The sequence below is a fragment of the Prosthecodimorpha hirschii genome (assembly GCF_001305515.1).
In the GTDB taxonomy this organism is placed as follows: Bacteria; Pseudomonadota; Alphaproteobacteria; order Rhizobiales; family Ancalomicrobiaceae; genus Prosthecodimorpha; species Prosthecodimorpha hirschii.
Genome location: NZ_LJYW01000001.1, coordinates 5,808,192 through 5,823,547 on the forward strand (window position 1 = coordinate 5,808,192; position 15,356 = coordinate 5,823,547).

Annotated in this window: 12 protein-coding genes and 1 tRNA gene; 3 read left to right on the top strand and 10 right to left on the bottom strand. The window is 67.4% G+C overall.

Going from position 1 to position 15,356, the window contains the following annotated elements:
- The first annotated feature begins 298 nt into the window (after positions 1-298).
- Entirely contained in the window at positions 299-1,837 is a 1,539-nt protein-coding gene (locus ABB55_RS25485; protein ID WP_054361337.1) for an amidohydrolase family protein, read from the top strand.
- 126 nt (positions 1,838-1,963) lie between these two features.
- Here ABB55_RS25485 and ABB55_RS25490 read toward each other — a convergent pair whose 3' ends face one another.
- The 4 genes from ABB55_RS25490 to ABB55_RS25505 form a co-directional block, all read right to left on the bottom strand.
- Positions 1,964-2,947: a Gfo/Idh/MocA family protein gene (locus ABB55_RS25490; protein ID WP_054361338.1), complete on the bottom strand. Its 984-nt coding sequence runs from the start codon at positions 2,945-2,947 to the stop codon at positions 1,964-1,966.
- 85 nt (positions 2,948-3,032) lie between these two features.
- On the bottom strand, positions 3,033-3,719 hold the full coding sequence (locus tag ABB55_RS25495) for an amino acid ABC transporter permease (protein ID WP_054361339.1): 687 nt from the start codon (positions 3,717-3,719) through the stop codon (positions 3,033-3,035).
- Positions 3,716-4,423: an amino acid ABC transporter permease gene (locus ABB55_RS25500; RefSeq protein WP_054361340.1), complete on the bottom strand. Its 708-nt coding sequence runs from the start codon at positions 4,421-4,423 to the stop codon at positions 3,716-3,718. Before ABB55_RS25500 ends, ABB55_RS25495 begins: the two co-directional genes overlap by 4 nt.
- Positions 4,424-4,462: 39 nt before the next feature.
- Positions 4,463-5,284, bottom strand: a complete 822-nt coding sequence (locus ABB55_RS25505) for a transporter substrate-binding domain-containing protein (protein ID WP_054361341.1) — start codon at positions 5,282-5,284, stop codon at positions 4,463-4,465.
- A 216-nt stretch (positions 5,285-5,500) separates the two neighbouring features.
- Here ABB55_RS25505 and ABB55_RS25510 point away from each other — a divergent pair, with 216 nt between their 5' ends.
- Both ABB55_RS25510 and ABB55_RS25515 read left to right on the top strand, forming a co-directional pair.
- Entirely contained in the window at positions 5,501-6,760 is a 1,260-nt protein-coding gene (locus tag ABB55_RS25510; RefSeq protein ID WP_054361342.1) for a CoA transferase, read from the top strand.
- A gap of 440 nt (positions 6,761-7,200) precedes the next feature.
- Positions 7,201-7,494, top strand: coding sequence for a chorismate mutase (locus tag ABB55_RS25515; protein ID WP_054361343.1), 294 nt, complete (start codon positions 7,201-7,203; stop codon positions 7,492-7,494).
- Positions 7,495-7,567: 73 nt separating this feature from the next.
- Here ABB55_RS25515 and ABB55_RS25520 read toward each other — a convergent pair whose 3' ends face one another.
- The 6 genes from ABB55_RS25520 to ABB55_RS25545 all read right to left on the bottom strand — a co-directional run bounded on the left by ABB55_RS25520 (position 7,568) and on the right by ABB55_RS25545 (position 14,954).
- On the bottom strand, positions 7,568-9,205 hold the full coding sequence (locus ABB55_RS25520) for a thiamine pyrophosphate-binding protein (protein WP_054361344.1): 1,638 nt from the start codon (positions 9,203-9,205) through the stop codon (positions 7,568-7,570).
- 72 nt (positions 9,206-9,277) lie between these two features.
- A complete protein-coding gene (locus ABB55_RS25525; protein ID WP_054361345.1) occupies positions 9,278-10,786 on the bottom strand; it encodes a tripartite tricarboxylate transporter permease in 1,509 nt (502 codons plus the stop codon).
- A 10-nt stretch (positions 10,787-10,796) separates the two neighbouring features.
- Positions 10,797-11,270 carry a tripartite tricarboxylate transporter TctB family protein gene (locus ABB55_RS25530; protein WP_054361346.1) on the bottom strand — a complete coding sequence of 158 codons (474 nt, stop codon included), beginning with the start codon at positions 11,268-11,270 and terminating at the stop codon, positions 10,797-10,799.
- A gap of 49 nt (positions 11,271-11,319) precedes the next feature.
- On the bottom strand, positions 11,320-12,297 hold the full coding sequence (locus ABB55_RS25535; RefSeq protein ID WP_160321323.1) for a Bug family tripartite tricarboxylate transporter substrate binding protein: 978 nt from the start codon (positions 12,295-12,297) through the stop codon (positions 11,320-11,322).
- 719 nt (positions 12,298-13,016) lie between these two features.
- Positions 13,017-13,110 (bottom strand) — tRNA-Ser (locus ABB55_RS25540).
- A gap of 317 nt (positions 13,111-13,427) precedes the next feature.
- Positions 13,428-14,954: an HD domain-containing phosphohydrolase gene (locus tag ABB55_RS25545; protein WP_054361348.1), complete on the bottom strand. Its 1,527-nt coding sequence runs from the start codon at positions 14,952-14,954 to the stop codon at positions 13,428-13,430.
- Positions 14,955-15,356: the final 402 nt, after the last annotated feature.

The window sequence follows — 15,356 nt, forward strand, 5'->3', positions numbered from 1 at the left end:
AGGGCGGATCGATGCCGCCGCGCTCCCGCCGCCGTCAGGCAGCGAACCGACCCGGCGAAACGGGCGCCGGGGTCAAGGTCAGACGGTCGTTCGGTTGGCGGCTTTCAGCCCAGCCACGAAGCTGCGGCAGGAATGCGATCGCGCGGCCCACGCACGCCGCGAGCGGCGCATGCGTTTGAAGCGGGGCGTCTGTGGCGACGATCGGTCCATGCTCAAATGTTGTCAGGATGGTCCCCCTTGCGCAAGACCGATCTTTCGGCAGAGCCTGCCCGCCCGATGATCATTCACCGAGGACGTCATGACCGAACTCATCATCGCCGCCGACCATGTCCTCGAGGGTTTCGGCCCTGACGGAACGCCGATCCTGCATCGGGACGCGGCGATTCTCGTCCGGGACGGCAAGGTCGCGGCGATCGGCAGCGCCGACGACATCCGGCGCGCCCAACCGGCGGCGCCGGTGATCGGCGGGGCCGGACGGGTGGTCGTGCCCGGTTTCGTCAACGCGCACCATCATGTCGGACTGACGCCGTTTCAGCTCGGCTCGCCGGATCACCCGCTCGAACTCTGGTTCGCCTCGCGCCTCGCCCTGCGCGATGTCGATCTCAGGCTCGACACGCTCTATTCGGCCTTCGAGATGCTCGCGAGCGGCGTCACGACCGTCCAGCACCTGCACAGCCGGGCGGCCGGAGGCCCGGATCAGGTGGTGGCCGCCGGCTGCAAGGTCATGGACGCCTACCGGGAAGTCGGCATGCGCGCCTCCTATTCGATGGCGCTGCGCGACCAGAACCGGCTCGTCTACGAGGACGACGCGGTCTTCACCGCCGGCCTGCCCGAGGCCCTGAAGCCGGCCATGGCGGCCTATTTCGAGCGCTTCACCATTCCGCTTGCCGACCAGCTCGCGATCTTCGAGGCCTTGCGGCAGAGCGGCGCGTGCGATGGGCGGATCGCCGTGCAGGTCGCGCCCGCGAACCTGCATTGGCTGAGCGACGCCGCCCTCGAGGCGTCGGCCGATCTGTCGCGACGCCACGACCTGCCGATCCACATGCATGTGCTCGAGACGCCCTACCAGAAGGAATATGCCGCACGCCGCACCGGCGGCTCGGCCATCGCCTATCTGGACCGCTTCGGGCTGGTCGGGCCGCGCTTCACGGTCGGGCACGGCGTCTGGATGAGCGAGGCCGATATCGAGCTCTGCGCGCATTCAGGCGCGCATGTCTGCCACAACTGCTCGTCCAATTTCCGGCTGAAGAGCGGCATCGCGCCCGTCAACCGCTTCCTCGCCCAGGGCATCCCGGTCGCCATCGGCATCGACGAGGCCGGCATCAACGAGGACCGCGACATGCTGCAGGAGATGCGGCTCGTGCTGCGCGCCCACCGCGAGCCGGGCATCGACGCCCCGCATCCGACCTCCGCGCAGGTCATGCGGATGGCGACCGAGCACGGCGCGGCGACGACGCCCTTCGCCGGCCGGATCGGCCGGCTCTCGCCGGGGTTCGAGGCCGATCTGGTGATGTTCGACTGGGGCGGGGTGACCTGGCCCTACCAGGACGAGACCACGCCGCTGGTCGACGTGCTGGTCCATCGCGCCCGCACGGCGGCGGTCAAGACCGTGATGGTCGCGGGCGAAATCCTGTTCGCGGACGGCGCGTTCACGCGGATCAGCCGGGAGGCCGTGCTGGAGGAGATCGCGGCCGCGCTGTCACGCCCGCGCACCGCGCAGGAGCTGGAGCGGATCGAACTGTCCAGGGCGGTGCTGCCGCATGTCCGCCGCTTCTACGACGGCTGGCTCGCCGGCGAGCCCGCCGAGCCCTTCTACCGGCCCAACGCAGTCCGCTGACCGGCCGGCCCGACGGCCGCAAGCGCCGGTTCGACCGTCGGGCCGGGACGTTTCGCAATCGGCGCCGGCCGACCTGCCCAGGCCGGCGAAGCTCGCCCCGATGCCGCGTATGGCGCGCGCCGGTCGTCACGACGGCGCGCGGCCACCGTGCCAGCCGGCGGCCGCATAGGCTGCCTCGACCAGATTCATGATCGGCACCATGTCGGCCAAGCTGGCGACCGGCGGGCGATCGTCGCGCGCGCGGGCGAGAACGTCGCGCACGAAGCGGGGGTAGCAGGGCACGTTGGTGGTGCCCATGCTGCGGCGCTCGACGCGGCCATCGAGTTCGTAGACGTCGACGGTCTGCTGGTCGGGCGCGACAATGTAGCGGTTGGGCGTCCTCACGACGAAATGCATGTCGAATGTGCTTGTCGGACCCGGAAACACATAGCCGGTCTCCATCAGCATCACTCGACTGCCGTTACGGAAGGTCACCGCGGCATAATCCTCGATCGGATGACCCCAGGCGGCATTGGACATCGTTGCCTGTCCGACGGTGACATCGGGACCGAGAAGCTGCAGCGCCAGGTCAAAGAAATGGATCCCGAGATTGATGGCGGCGCCGCCGCCGGCGAGCGCGGGATCGAGCATCCAGTCGCATCCGGCTGCAGTGTAGCGGGATGCGAAGCCGGCCATGAAGCGGAAGGTCGCATACTGGGCTCCGCCGCGGGCGGCTTCGTCGACCAGGAAGGGGACATAGTCGCCGTCCCGCATCACCAGCGGGACCGCCGCAAAGGACCCGGCGGCGGCCTTCGCCAGTGCTGCCGCATCGGCGGCGGTCATCCCGCAGGGCTTCTCCAGCGCAAAGGGGATGCCCTCGGCGATCAGAAAGCGGGCCTCGTCCGGCATGTCGACGTGACGGCCGAGCGCGAACACGAAATCCGGCTTCACCCTTCGGCAAAGCTCCCGATAGTCGGGGTCGCCGACACAGCCGAGTTGCGCGGCGAGCGCCGTGGTCACCCGCGCATCCGGATCGGAGACGCCGACGACCGCGACGCCGGGAATCGCGAGTGCGGGCTCGAGATAGAGGGGCAGGTGCCAGTGCGAGGCCCCGATGAACGCAATCCGCATTCCAATCTCCTCAAGGGTGGGCCAGGGTGACGAGATCGAGCGGCCGCGTCGACCCGCCGAACATTGCGCTGGCGGACCGGTCGGATCAGTGCCCGGCGGCGGTCCCGACACGTTTCTCTAGCTGCTTCACGATCCGGCCCAGGCTGTAGCAGATCACGAAATACATCAGCGACAGGATGGCGAAGACTTCGAGTGGCCGCGTCAGCGTGAGGCTGTTCACGTGACTGGCCGTCAGGGTGAGCTCGCCCAGGCCGACCATGTAGCCGAGCGAGGTTTCCTTCACGACGATGATCAGGACGTTGAGAATGCCCGGGCTGGTGTTGACGAGCACCTGCGGCAGGACGATGCGCAGCATGATCGTCCAGTAGCGCAGACCGAGCGCACGACCGGCTTCGATCTGGCCCCGCGGCAGGGCCTCGATGCCGGCGCGGATCACCTCGGAGAGATAGGCCGTCTGATAGATGGTGATCGCGGCAACGATCGTCACGAAGCCGCTGATCGCCACACCGGTCAGCACAGGCACGAACAGATAGGTCCAGAAGATGATGAGGAGGACCGGCACCGCCCGGATGATCGACACGAAGGCGAGCGCGGGGCGGGCAAACCAAGGCCGGCCGCTCGTCCGCGCCAGCGCCACGAGGACGGCCCCCGGAAGGACCAGCGCCATGGTGCACGCCGCCAGCAGGAGCGTCAGCAGGAGCCCGCCCGGTGGCCCGTGCGGGAACTCGCCGACGAGCAGATAGAAGCCGTTGTCGCGTAGGACCTCGATCATCGCGCGCCGGCTCCCGTCGGGATGCGCAACCGACGCTCGAGGTAGAGCCCCGTCCATACGATGGCCAGTGAACCGGTGGCATAGATGGCGGTGGCCACAGAGAAGGCCTCGAAGACACGGAACGTGTCGGTCGCGATCTCTCGGGTCCGGTACATCAGTTCCGCGACGCCGAGCGCGGCGGCCACGCTGGTATTCTTGAACAGCGACAGGGCCTGGTTGACGGTCGGCGGCAGGGCGACCCGGACGATCTGCGGGAGAATGACCAGCCGGATCGTCTTCCACCAGTTCAGGCCCAGAGACCAGGCGCTCTCAAACTGGCCGCGCGGGATGGCGCGCATGCCGCTGCGAAGATCTTCGGACAGAAAGGCGGCATAGTAGAGGGTCAGCGCGAGCGCGGCCCAAATGAACTCGGCGTTGTAGCGGTTCAGCATCAGCGCCGCCTTCGGCGGCAGCAGGTTGGCAATACCGAAATACCAGACCAGCAGATGAACCAGCAGGGGTACGTTGCGCTGGTACTCGACGAAGACATAGAGAAGGCCGCTCAGGATCCGGGACTGAACCGCCTGCAGCGTTGCGATCACGACGGCCAGAAGAAAGGCCGCCGTGAAGCACAGGACGAAGAGAAAAAGCGTGACGCGAATGCCGGCAAGCAGTTTCGTGCCGTAGGTGTTGCCAAAGATGAGGTCGTAGCTCAACTCGTACATGGCCCGATCCGTCACGCCGCGGCTGCCGACACGGCAGGATCAAGTCATCTTCCGGCCAAACTTGAACTTGCGTTCGAGCTTGTAGGGCGAATCCTTGCCGAGCCACTTGTCCCACAGGACTTGCGCATTGCCGGCCGCTTCCATCTTGTCGAGAAAGCCGTTCAGGTAGGCGAGGAGGGCGGGCTCTCCCTTGCGCAGGCCGAAGCCCGAGCCCTGCACGACCAGCGGGGGGTCGAGCAGACGGATGTCCGGGCTTCCGGCCGGCGAGCGCAATTGCAGACCAACGGCCGCCGACGAGCGCTGGATGGTGGCGTCGACCTTCCCCTGCTTCATGGCCAGGAAGGCGAGAGGCCCGTCATCAAAGGTGATGACCTGGGCATTGGGGAACTTGCGCGCCGCGATGGTCGCGTAGAGCGAGCCCTTGGCGGCTGAAATCCGCTTGTCGGACAGTTCATCGACCGCCTTGATGTCGGAATCCCGCAGCGTGATGAAGTAGAATCCGTCTTCCACATAGGCATTGCTGAAGTCGATGACCTCGGCGCGCTCCTTGGTGTAGCTCATCAGGGCGACCAGAAGGTCGATGCGCCCCTGCGTCAGCTCGGGCACGCGCACGTCGGCGGCGACCACCTTGTATTCCGCCTTGACGCCGAGATCGGCAGCGAGCGCGCCGCACAGGTCGACCTCGTAGCCGATCACTTCGCGCGACTTCGGATCCGTATAGGCGAAGGGTTGCACGATGGTGAGGCCGCACGTCAGCGTGCCCTTCGCCTTGATGTCGGCCAGCTGGTCGGCATGGGCCGGCGGCGCGGCGGCGGCTGCCACGAAGGCGGCAGCGAGCCACCGGATGACGGTGCGTTTCATGGTCGTTTTCTCCCGGCAGGTTTCGGAAACGATCCCACCCTGCCGCCGCATTGTCAAATAGTGTCGACGCTATCGATCGTGCATAGCCGAAATACGCCGGAGAAGACCGCGTTTAGGCTCATAATGTCGACAGATTGGGGCGGCGGCGCTATGGTTGCGCGGACGAGCGGCAAGGGAAAGCGGCCCGCAAGGGCGGCCGCGCAGGGGAGGAATGGAATGTTGGACCAGCAGATCAGCGGCGATGCGGCGACGGCGGCGGGGATGCCCCGCCAGGCGCTCACGGGCGTCAGGATCGTGGACCTCACCCAGTTCGAGGCAGGTCCGTCCTGCACGCAAATGCTCGGCTGGCTCGGCGCGGAGGTGATCAAGGTCGAGCCGCCGGGCAAGGGCGAGCAGGGCCGCCGCGCCTCGACCGAGGATCCCGATCTCGATTCCGTCTACTTCATGCTGCTCAACGCCAACAAGAAGAGCGTCACCTGCAATCTGAAGCACGAGAAGGGCCGTGAACTGTTGCGGGCCCTGATCCGAGAAGCGGACGTGTTCATCGAGAATTTCGGACCGGGCGTGATCGAGCGCCTCGGCTTCGGCTACGAGGAGGTCCGGGCGCTCAATCCCAGAATTATCTACGCGCAGGTCAAGGGCTTCGACGCCGGGAGCTCAAATGCCAACCTGCTCGCCTTCGACAACATCGCCCAGGCGGCGGGCGGCAGTCTTTCGGTCACCGGCGATGCCGACGGGCGTCCGCTGACCCCGGGCGTGAATGTGGGCGACACCGGCAGCGGCCTGCACTGCTCGGTCGGCATCCTGGCCGCATTGTTCCAGCGCCAGACCACGGGCGTCGGTCAGCGCATCGAAATCATCATGCAGGAGGTGGTGATCAATTTCGGCCGCATCCTCTACGCCGCGCAGGCGATCTTCGGAAAGGCCGTACCGCGCCGCGGCAACGCCCACATCATGGGCGCGAGCGCGCCCTGCGAGGTGTTTCCGTGCAAAGGCGGCGGTCCGAACGACTATTGCCTCATCTATACGAGCCGGGCCGGCAATCACCAATGGGAAGCGCTCCTGAAGGTGATCGGCCGGGAGGACTTGAAGGCGGACCCACGTTACGCCGCGCCGGCACTCCGCTTCCAGAATTCGCAGGAAATCAACGAGGTCATCACGGCCTGGACGCTGCAGCGCGACAAGCGCACCTGCATGAAGCTGCTCGGCGACGCCGGGGTACCGGCGAGCGCCGTCTATGACACCCTCGAACTCTACGAGGACGAAGAGCTGCGCCGGCAGGGAACCTTCGTCACGCTTGACCATGCGGTGCGCGGCGACTTCGTCATGCCGGGCTGCCCGGTGCGCATGTCCGGATCGCCCAACCGGCCGACCGCCGCGCCCCTTCTGGGGGCGGACAACGAGGGCGTCTATGGCGGCCTGCTCGGCTTGTCGGCCGAGAAACTCGCCGCGCTGAAGAGCGACAAGGCGATCTGAATGGCGCGGCGCGCGCCGGCCGGCGACAGCCTGACCGGCGCGGTGACGCAGGCGCCGTCGGCGCCGGCGCGAAGTCCGGTCAGCGCCCAGGACGGCGCCGACCGGCGACACCGGCCGCGGTCGCAATCCGGCATCTGCGTCCCGCAAATGTCGGACCCGATTGACCGGGCAATCCCAGACGGACCGGTTCGGTTTCGCGAGCGGACGGCCACCACCCGTCTCGTGAAACCGAGCCAACGGAGCATTTCCCGATGGAACGGAATTTCCCAATCGTCGAGGACATGCCCCGAACGCGCTGTTTTGAGCCTGTCCGGTCCGGTACTCTTCGATCCGGACCCGGCGGGCCCCGAGGACGCAGGCGGGCGGAGACGCAGGTCTTCCCTACCCGGACGGGCCGCGCTGTGGCATAGGCGTCGGATCGCAAGCAAGGAAAGCCCAGCATGGTCAGCGAGAACAATCCGGTCACGACGGAATTGCGCCGGATCCGCGACAGCATCGACAACATCGACGCCGCCCTGATCTATCTTCTCGCCGAGCGCTTCAAGTGCACCAAACAGGTCGGCCTCCTCAAGGCCGAGTACGACCTGCCGCCCTCCGACCCGGCGCGCGAGAAGCAGCAGATCGAGCGCTTGCGGCGCCTGTCGGTGGATGCCCAGTTCGATCCGGTATTCGCCGAGAAGTTCCTGAACTTCGTGATCGCCGAAGTGATCCGGCACCACGAGGCGGTCCGCTGACGGGTCTTTCGCGGCCATCGATCCGGGTCGGCAGCACCCTGCCGACCCGACCGATCCCCGGTCTCCCGGGCCGTCAGGTCGTGTAGTTGGTGAAGGCGGCCGTGCCGGATCGGGCCCGCCAGTCGGTCACCACGTTGACCACCGCCACCTTGCCGTCCGCCACCGCAGCGGCGGCGCGCTCCAAGGCCGGACGAATATCCTCCGGCCTCTCGACATATTCGGCGTGACAGCCGAGCGCCGCCATCATCAGGTCGTATCGCTGATAGCCCAAATAGCGGCCTGGCTTCTTGCCTTCCGGATCGGCGGTCCAGCCGCCGTTGAGGCTGATCACGACCAGCATCGGCAGATTGTGACGCAGGGCGGTGTCGACCTCCATGGCGTTGAGGCCGAACGAACCGTCGCCGTGCAGAACGACGACCGTCTTGTCCGGCCGCGCCGCCTTGGCGCCGACGCCGAACGGCATGCCGACACCCATGGTGCCGAACGGACCCGAATTCAGGCGGTGGCCAGGCCGGTAGCTCGGGATCGATTGACGGCCGTAGTTCAGGATTTCCTGGCCATCGACGCACAGGATGGTGTCGCGGCCGATCAGGTCGCGGACTTCCTTGCACAGGCGCAGCGGATGGATCGGCGACTGGTCGACGGCGAGCGACGCCTCATGCTTGGCAAGCTTGCTCGTGTGAATGGCGCCGAGCCGCTCCCGCCAGGCCGCGTAGCGGGCGCCGTCTTCGGCCGTCAGTTCGGCGTGAAGCTGTTCGAGGACGACCCGGGCATCGCCGACGATGCCGAGCGTCAGACGCAGCGATCCGGCGATCTCTTCCGGATCGATGTCGATGCGCACCACCCGAGCGGTTGCCGAGAAGCGTGGGGGTTCGACGTTGGAGACCACGTAGTTCAGCCGGGTTCCGACCACGACGACGAGGTCGGCTTCCTTGAAGGCCTGGCTCCGCGCGAGCGGGAAGCAGGCTTCGTGATCCTCCGGTACGACCCCGCGGCCTTGAGGGGTCGTGTAGAAGGGAATGCCGGTGAGATCGACGAACCGGTTCAGCGCCTCGGAGGCCTCCGACCACAGGATGCCGCTCCCGGTCAGCAGGAGCGGTCGTTCGCACGACCGCAGCAGACCGACGAGCGTGTCGAGGTCGTGCGGATGTGCCGGCGGGCGCGGGCGCGGAGCGGGGGCCGCAGGCCAGACCACTTCGCTCTCCTCGACGTCCGCGTAGAGGACATCGCCCGGCAGATCGAGATAGACGGGCCCCGGCTTGCCCGAACAGGCGATCCGGAAGGCGCGGGCGACATATTCGGGGATGCGGCGCGCATCGTAGACGCGTTCGGCATGCTTGGTCACCGGAGCCATGATGGCGACCTGGTCGATCTCCTGAAACGACCCGCGCTGGTACTGGCCGACCGCACTCGCGCCGCCGAAAGCCACCAGCGGGGCGCAGTCGACCAGGGCATGGGCGAGGCCGGTGGTCAGATTGATGGTTCCGGGGCCGGACGCGGCGATGCAGAATGCCGGCCGCGCCCGGACGCGCGCATAGGCGTTGGCCATCATGGCGGCGGCCTGCTCATGCCGCACGTCGATCATGCGGATCCCGCCGGCCTCGCAGGCCTTGATGGCGTCGTTGCTCGGCCCACCCATGATGAAGAAGCCGGTGTCGGCCCCTTCGGCCTGCACGGCCCGTCCGAACAGTTCGTATCCCTTCACGGTCATTCCTGAATTCTCCTCGCGGTCTCCTGAAGGCCCATCCGGCCTGGCGGCGCCGGACCGGGGGCCGGAACGCAGTCAGATCGCCTCGGGCTCCTGGAAGACGGTGGCGCGGCGGCGACGCAGCCTCGGCAGCATCATGGCGGCCAGGACCAACACCGACAGCGCCAGCAGGGCGGCGCTGATCGGGCGCTCGACGAAGATCAGCGGGCTTCCCTTGGAGATGATCAGGGCCCGGCGCAGTTGCTCTTCGAGCAGCGGTCCGAGAACGAAGCCCATCAGGAGCGGCGCCGGTTCGAAGCCGAACCGGTAGAGCGCATAGCCGAAGGCTGCGAAACCCGTGATCAACCAGACCTCGGCGACGCTGAAGGCGGTGCCGTAGACGCCCATCACGCACAGCGCCACGATCGCCGGGGCGAGATAGCGGTAGGGGATGCGCAGGAGCATCACCCAGAGCCGGATCAGCGGCAGGTTGAGCACGACCAGGATGAGGTTGCCGATCCACATCGAGGCGACCAGGCCCCAGAACAGGGTCGGGTTCGCCGAGATCACGTTGGGACCGGGCCGGATCCCCTGGATCACCAGCGCGCCGATCATCAGCGCCATCACCGGGTTGGCCGGGAGGCCGAGCGTCAGCATGGGGATGAAGGAGGTCTGGGCGGCCGCGTTGTTTGCCGCCTCCGGGGCGGCGACCCCTTCGATCGCCCCGTGCCCGAGCTTGTGCGGACCGCGGACGAAGCGCTTCTCCGCCGCATAGGCGGCGAAGCTCGACAGGGTCGCCCCGGCGCCGGGCAACAGGCCGAGCAGCGAACCGATGGCCGTGCCGCGCAGGATCGGCGCGGCCATCTGGCGGAACTGGGCGCGGGTCGGGAACAGCCCTTGCACCTTCGCGGTGATGAGGTCGCGGTCGGTCGGGGCCCCGATGGTTCGGATGACTTCGCCCAATCCGAAGATGCCGACCGAGATGACCACGAAGCTGATGCCGTCGGCCAGACTGCGCTCGCCGAAGGTCAGACGGCGTGTGCCGGTATAGAGGTCGGTGCCGACCATGCTGAGCATGATGCCGACAATCACCATGGCGAGCGACTTCGGCACCGAACCATGCGCCAGCGTGACGGAGGCGATCAGGCCGAGGGTGATCAGGGCGAAATATTCCGGCGCGCCGAACTTCAGCGCCACGGCCGACAGCGGAAGGGCCAGTGCGCCGATCAGCAGCGTCGCGAACGAACCGGCGACGACCGACCCGATCGCCGCGGTCGCCAGCGCCACGCCGGCTTCACCGCGCTGCGCCATCCGGTAGCCGTCGATCGCCGTGACCACCGAGGAACCCTCGCCCGGGATGCGGATCAGGATCGCGGTGGTCGACCCGCCATATTGCGAGCCGTAATAGATGCCCGACAGCATGATGATGGCCGACAGCGGCCCGAGCGACAGGGTGATCGGCAGCAGGAGGGCGATGGTGGCGGTCGCGCCGATGCCCGGCAGGACGCCGATGGCCGTGCCGAGGAATGCGCCGAGGAAGCAGTAGAACAGGCTCTCCGGCGTGAGAGCGGCGGCGAAGCCGAGGGCAAGTTGGCTCATGTCCATGGGGTGCCCCTCATTCCGCGCCGGTCAGGAGGTCGCCGAACAGCACCAGCGGCAGCCCGAGGCCGTATCGGAACAGCAGAACGCAGGCGGCAACCAGAACCACGGTGGTCACGAATGCCTCGACGACCGAGATTTCTCGGCTGGCGAAGGCCGAAACGAATACCGCCCCGGCCAGGGCCGGCACGACGCCGAGAGGAACGGCCATCACGGCGAAGGCCGCCGGCCCGGCCGAGACGAGCAGGAGGCTGCGCAGCGGTACCGGATCGGGCGGGTCGCTGTCCTCGGCCGCCTCCGCATTGCGGAAGACCACGGCCTGGGCAGCGATAAGGACGCCGAGGAGCCCCAGGATGCCGGCCAGGAGGCGGGGGAAGAGCCCGGGTCCGATCCCCAGCGAGCTGACAAGCTTGAGGTCGCTGCCGGCCCAGGCGTAGAGCGCCGCAAAGGCGATGAGCGCGAGCCCGCCCCAAAGATCGCCGTTCTTCACGCTTTCCACTCCCGCCCGGGTTTGCTCGGCCGCCGCAGCCGGCGTCGGATCACTCGACCTTGATCCCGGCCGCCTTGACCATGTCACCCCAGCGTTTGGTGTCGGCAGCGATCAGGGCGCGCAATTCTTCGGGCGACGAGGAGACCGCGCCGAGCCCGGTCTTCTTGTACTTTTCGATCACGGCCGGATCGGCGAGCACCTTGCGTGTCGCGGTGGCGAGACGGTCGACGATCGGTTGCGGCGTTCCGGCCGGCGCGAGCAATGCCCCCCAGGCGGACGCCGCATAGCCGGTGATTCCGGCTTCTGCCATCGTGGGGACGTCTGGAAGGGTCTCGTTCCGCTTGTCGTTCGTCACGGCAAGCGCCTTCAGGGCGCCGGACCGGATCTGGGCGAGCGCGGAGGGGGGCGAGTCCATGACCATATCGATTTCGCCGCCAACCACGGCGACCCGCGCCTCGGCCGAGCCCTTGTAGGGCACCTGACGGACGTCGATCCCGGCCATCATGTTGAGCATGACGGCAAACATCTGCACGGAAGAGCCGATGCCGGCCGAGCCGTAGGTGAGTTCGCCGGGCTTGGACTTGGCGAGCGCGACCAACTCCTGGATGGAGTTGACGCCGAGGCTCGGCTTGACGACCAGGACATGGTCGACTTCGAAGGTCTTGCTGATCGGAACGAGATCCTTCTGAACGTCGAACGTCTCCTTGTAGAGATGCGGATTGGTGGTGAGCGTTCCCATGGTGGCAAAGAGCAGCGTGTAGCCGTCCGGGCGTGCACCGACGGCGTAGGCGACGCCGATATTGCCGGCCGCGCCGGTGCGGTTCTCCACCACGACCGATTGTCCCAGTTCCTTGCTCAGCCCCTCCGCGACGAGCCGCGCCGAGACGTCGGTCGCGCCGCCGGGTGCAAAGGGCACCACCATGACGACCGGTTTGGTCGGCCAGGACTGGGCCGAGGCGGCACCCGCGGTTCCGGTGACCGCGAGCGAGGCGATCGCGAGGGCCATCAAGGCATGACGTCGGTTCATCGCTTCCTCCCGTGCGACCATGCCCGCAGGCTGCCCGCAATGTTTGTTTTGATCGCCAAACTATGTCGCCTGAGGTCCAATTTGTCGACACTTTGTTTCACGCCGTGGCCGCGATGCGCGGCTTGCTTGCACACGTCGACCCGCTCCAGGTCACTCGGAGAGGGCCGAAGAGTCGGAGATCGCGCGGCAAAGTGAGTGATATTCTGCCGTTTCTCTGCGATGGAGGCAGAAGAATGTTCCTTCGACCCGGCATTCCGGCGGCCCGGTTCGAATGCAAGCATCATCCGTGCATAGCGGCTATCTGTCGACATAATGGCGGTCAGGCGGAGCGACGTCAGGGTGCCGTCGCCGGCCGCACCCGTGCGGCGGATGGCAAGCGTCCGGCCGCCATCCGGACGCGCGTCGCACCGTCTCTGGCGTCCCCCTGGAGACGGCCGACGCGACCTATACGGTCGGTTCCGGCTCCGGTTCCGGCAACGTCGCGGGAGCGGGCGAACGGATCATCTGAGGATCCCGGCGACCGGAAATGCTCGAAGCCGGAAAATCGCCGCCATCCGATCTCGCGCGCTCGGCCATTCGATCTTGCGCGCTACACATCCGCGCCTGCGCGCCTCAGCCCGGCCATGCGCAAGACGTCATGAGGTACCCGGAGAATCCGCAGGCAAACGGGTGCCTTCGGCCATGGCGATCGCCGGGAGAGGTCGCACTATCTGCGGAAATGGCGGAGCCGGAGGGATTCGAACCCTCGATACGGGTTTAAGCCCGTATAACGGTTTAGCAAACCGCCGCCTTCAGCCTCTCGGCCACGGCTCCGACGTGAAACCCCTAGCCCGTGCGGCGGGGCGGGGCAACCCGGGCCGGCGGAATCCACAAGATACGGGCTCTTTGGCGGCGCGCAACGGGTCCGGCGACGGCAGACGCGCCGCGCGCGGAAGCGGCCGGACAGGGGGCTGGACGGCGGGCCGGGCAGGGGGCCGGACGGCGGGCCTGGCAATGGGCCGGGGCAGTAGGGCGGACGGCGGGCCGGGGGCAGGGGCGGCGGGCGGTAGGCCGGGCGGTTGGCCGTGTAGTGGCCCGACGGTGGGCCGGGCTCGCGCTGCGGCCGATGCGCGCTTGCCTGATGGCGGCGTTCAGGCGGCGATCGAGGTGCCTCGGGTCGAGCTCGGCGGAGGATCGATCACGGCGGCGATCTCGTCCCAGCGGGCGAGGAACGCGACGACGCAGTCGGGGTCGAAGTGTTCGCCGGCATTGGCTTCGATGAAGGCGCGCGCCTCGTCGAGCGGCCAGGCCTTCTTGTAGGGCCGTTCGGAAACCAGGGCGTCGAACACGTCGGCCAGCGCGGCGATGCGGCCGGCCAGCGGAATGGCGTCGCCGGCGAGCCGATTCGGGTAGCCGTTGCCGTCCCAGCGTTCGTGGTGGCTGTAGGCGATGTCGGCCGCGAGCTGGATCAGGGGGGACTTGGAGCCCTTCAGGATCTGCCAGCCGAGCAGGACATGGGTTTCCATCACGGCGCGTTCTTCCGCGGTCAGCTTGCCGGGCTTGAACAGGATGTCGTCCGGAATGCCGACCTTGCCGACATCGTGCATCTGGGCGGCGATCTCGATCATCCGGGATTCCTCTTCGGGCAGGCCCAGCCCTTCCGCGATGATGCCGCAGACGCGCGACATGCGGACGATGTGGTCGCCGGTGTCGGTGTCGCGCCGATCGGTCGCCCGCGACAGGCGCCAGACGATCTCGCGTTCCCGGTCGGCGAGCTCGCCGGTCTTTTCGGCGACCTCCGCGTCGAGGCGGGCGGCCTGGACCGACAGGGCTTCCTGGATTTCGCTCATCAGGCGCAGATTGGCCGCATCCATCTCGACCTGCTGGGCGCGCAGCTCCGTCGTCTCGACAAGGCTGTCGCGGAAGACCGACAGAGCCTCGGCCATCGCGCCGATCTCGTCGTGACGCTCCGACGCCGGCACCGGCACGTCGAGCCGGCCGGCGGCGATCTCGCGCATCGCCTTGGTCATCTGATCGAGGGCGACCACGGTGCGGGTCACGAACAGCCTCCAGGCCCCGAGCGCGAACAGGACGGCGGCCGCGGACAGAACCAGAAAGCCGATCAGGGCAAAATCGAAACGCCGTTCGATCCCGTCCAGCGCCTGCACGACGTGGCCGTCATGGGCCTGGATCAGACCCCGAACCTTTTCGACTGCTTCCAGAAAGTCGTCCCGCTGTCTTTCGATTGTTGCGGTCGCCGCCGCCTTCGCGCCCTTGCGGCTTTCCTGGATCGCCTGTCGCTGGAGATCGAGATACTGCGCCCACTCGGTGCGGAACTGGCGCCAGACCTTGGTTTCGCTCGGTGTCGAAAGATGGGCCTCGAATTCCGCGAACAACCGATCGAGGGTGGTCTCGGCCTCGGCCAGTTGCCCTTCGATCCGGGTCATGACCGCGGGGTCGCTGTTCAGGACATGCCGGGTGGTTCGCAGCCGGTGGCGGGTCGCCTGAAGGTTGATCTCGCCGAGCAGGCGGATCGACGGGATCGTATCGACGACGATCAGGCGGGTGGACTGGCGGCCGGCCTCGAGCACGCCGATGCCGACCAGCGCCTGGGCGATGATCAGGCCGACCAGCACGGCCATGCCGATCATCAGCGAATGTCGGACCGAGAGGCGCATCGGAGTTCTCGTCTATCCTGGGATCGGAGATGGCGGTCGACGGCGCACGGATGGCGAGGCCGGGGGCGCGCCAGCGGTTTCCGCGATCGGAGGGCTGTCGCGGTTCGCCGGGGGGCTGCGCACGGCACGGATGGCCCGGCCGGCGACGGAGACGAGGCGGTCGATGCCGTCGCCGGTCTCAAGGCCGGCCGTCAAAGTGCCGAAGTGCCGAGGACGGTCGGATCCCGGACTGGTTGTCGCCGGTATTTCAGTAGCGAAATGATGGATCTTGTGGGTACTTCCCTCCGGTCTCCCACCCGGGACCCGGTCGGTCGATCGGAAGTATGCCAACAACGCGGCGGCCATGCTCTTCATCCCGATCGTCCAAGTGTCAGGTCGGCTCGGATGGAGATTATTCGCATC

Bases quoted from the DNA above. Each gene is read 5' to 3' on its own strand.
- ABB55_RS25485 (WP_054361337.1), top strand. From the start codon at position 299: ATGACCGAACTCATCATCGCCGCCGACCATGTCCTCGAGGGTTTCGGC.
- ABB55_RS25490 (WP_054361338.1), bottom strand. From the start codon at position 2,947: ATGCGGATTGCGTTCATCGGGGCCTCGCACTGGCACCTGCCCCTCTAT.
- ABB55_RS25495 (WP_054361339.1), bottom strand. From the start codon at position 3,719: ATGATCGAGGTCCTACGCGACAACGGCTTCTATCTGCTCGTCGGCGAG.
- ABB55_RS25500 (WP_054361340.1), bottom strand. From the start codon at position 4,423: ATGTACGAGTTGAGCTACGACCTCATCTTTGGCAACACCTACGGCACG.
- ABB55_RS25505 (WP_054361341.1), bottom strand. From the start codon at position 5,284: ATGAAACGCACCGTCATCCGGTGGCTCGCTGCCGCCTTCGTGGCAGCC.
- ABB55_RS25510 (WP_054361342.1), top strand. From the start codon at position 5,501: ATGTTGGACCAGCAGATCAGCGGCGATGCGGCGACGGCGGCGGGGATG.
- ABB55_RS25515 (WP_054361343.1), top strand. From the start codon at position 7,201: ATGGTCAGCGAGAACAATCCGGTCACGACGGAATTGCGCCGGATCCGC.
- ABB55_RS25520 (WP_054361344.1), bottom strand. From the start codon at position 9,205: ATGACCGTGAAGGGATACGAACTGTTCGGACGGGCCGTGCAGGCCGAA.
- ABB55_RS25525 (WP_054361345.1), bottom strand. From the start codon at position 10,786: ATGGACATGAGCCAACTTGCCCTCGGCTTCGCCGCCGCTCTCACGCCG.
- ABB55_RS25535 (WP_160321323.1), bottom strand. From the start codon at position 12,297: ATGAACCGACGTCATGCCTTGATGGCCCTCGCGATCGCCTCGCTCGCG.
- ABB55_RS25545 (WP_054361348.1), bottom strand. From the start codon at position 14,954: ATGCGCCTCTCGGTCCGACATTCGCTGATGATCGGCATGGCCGTGCTG.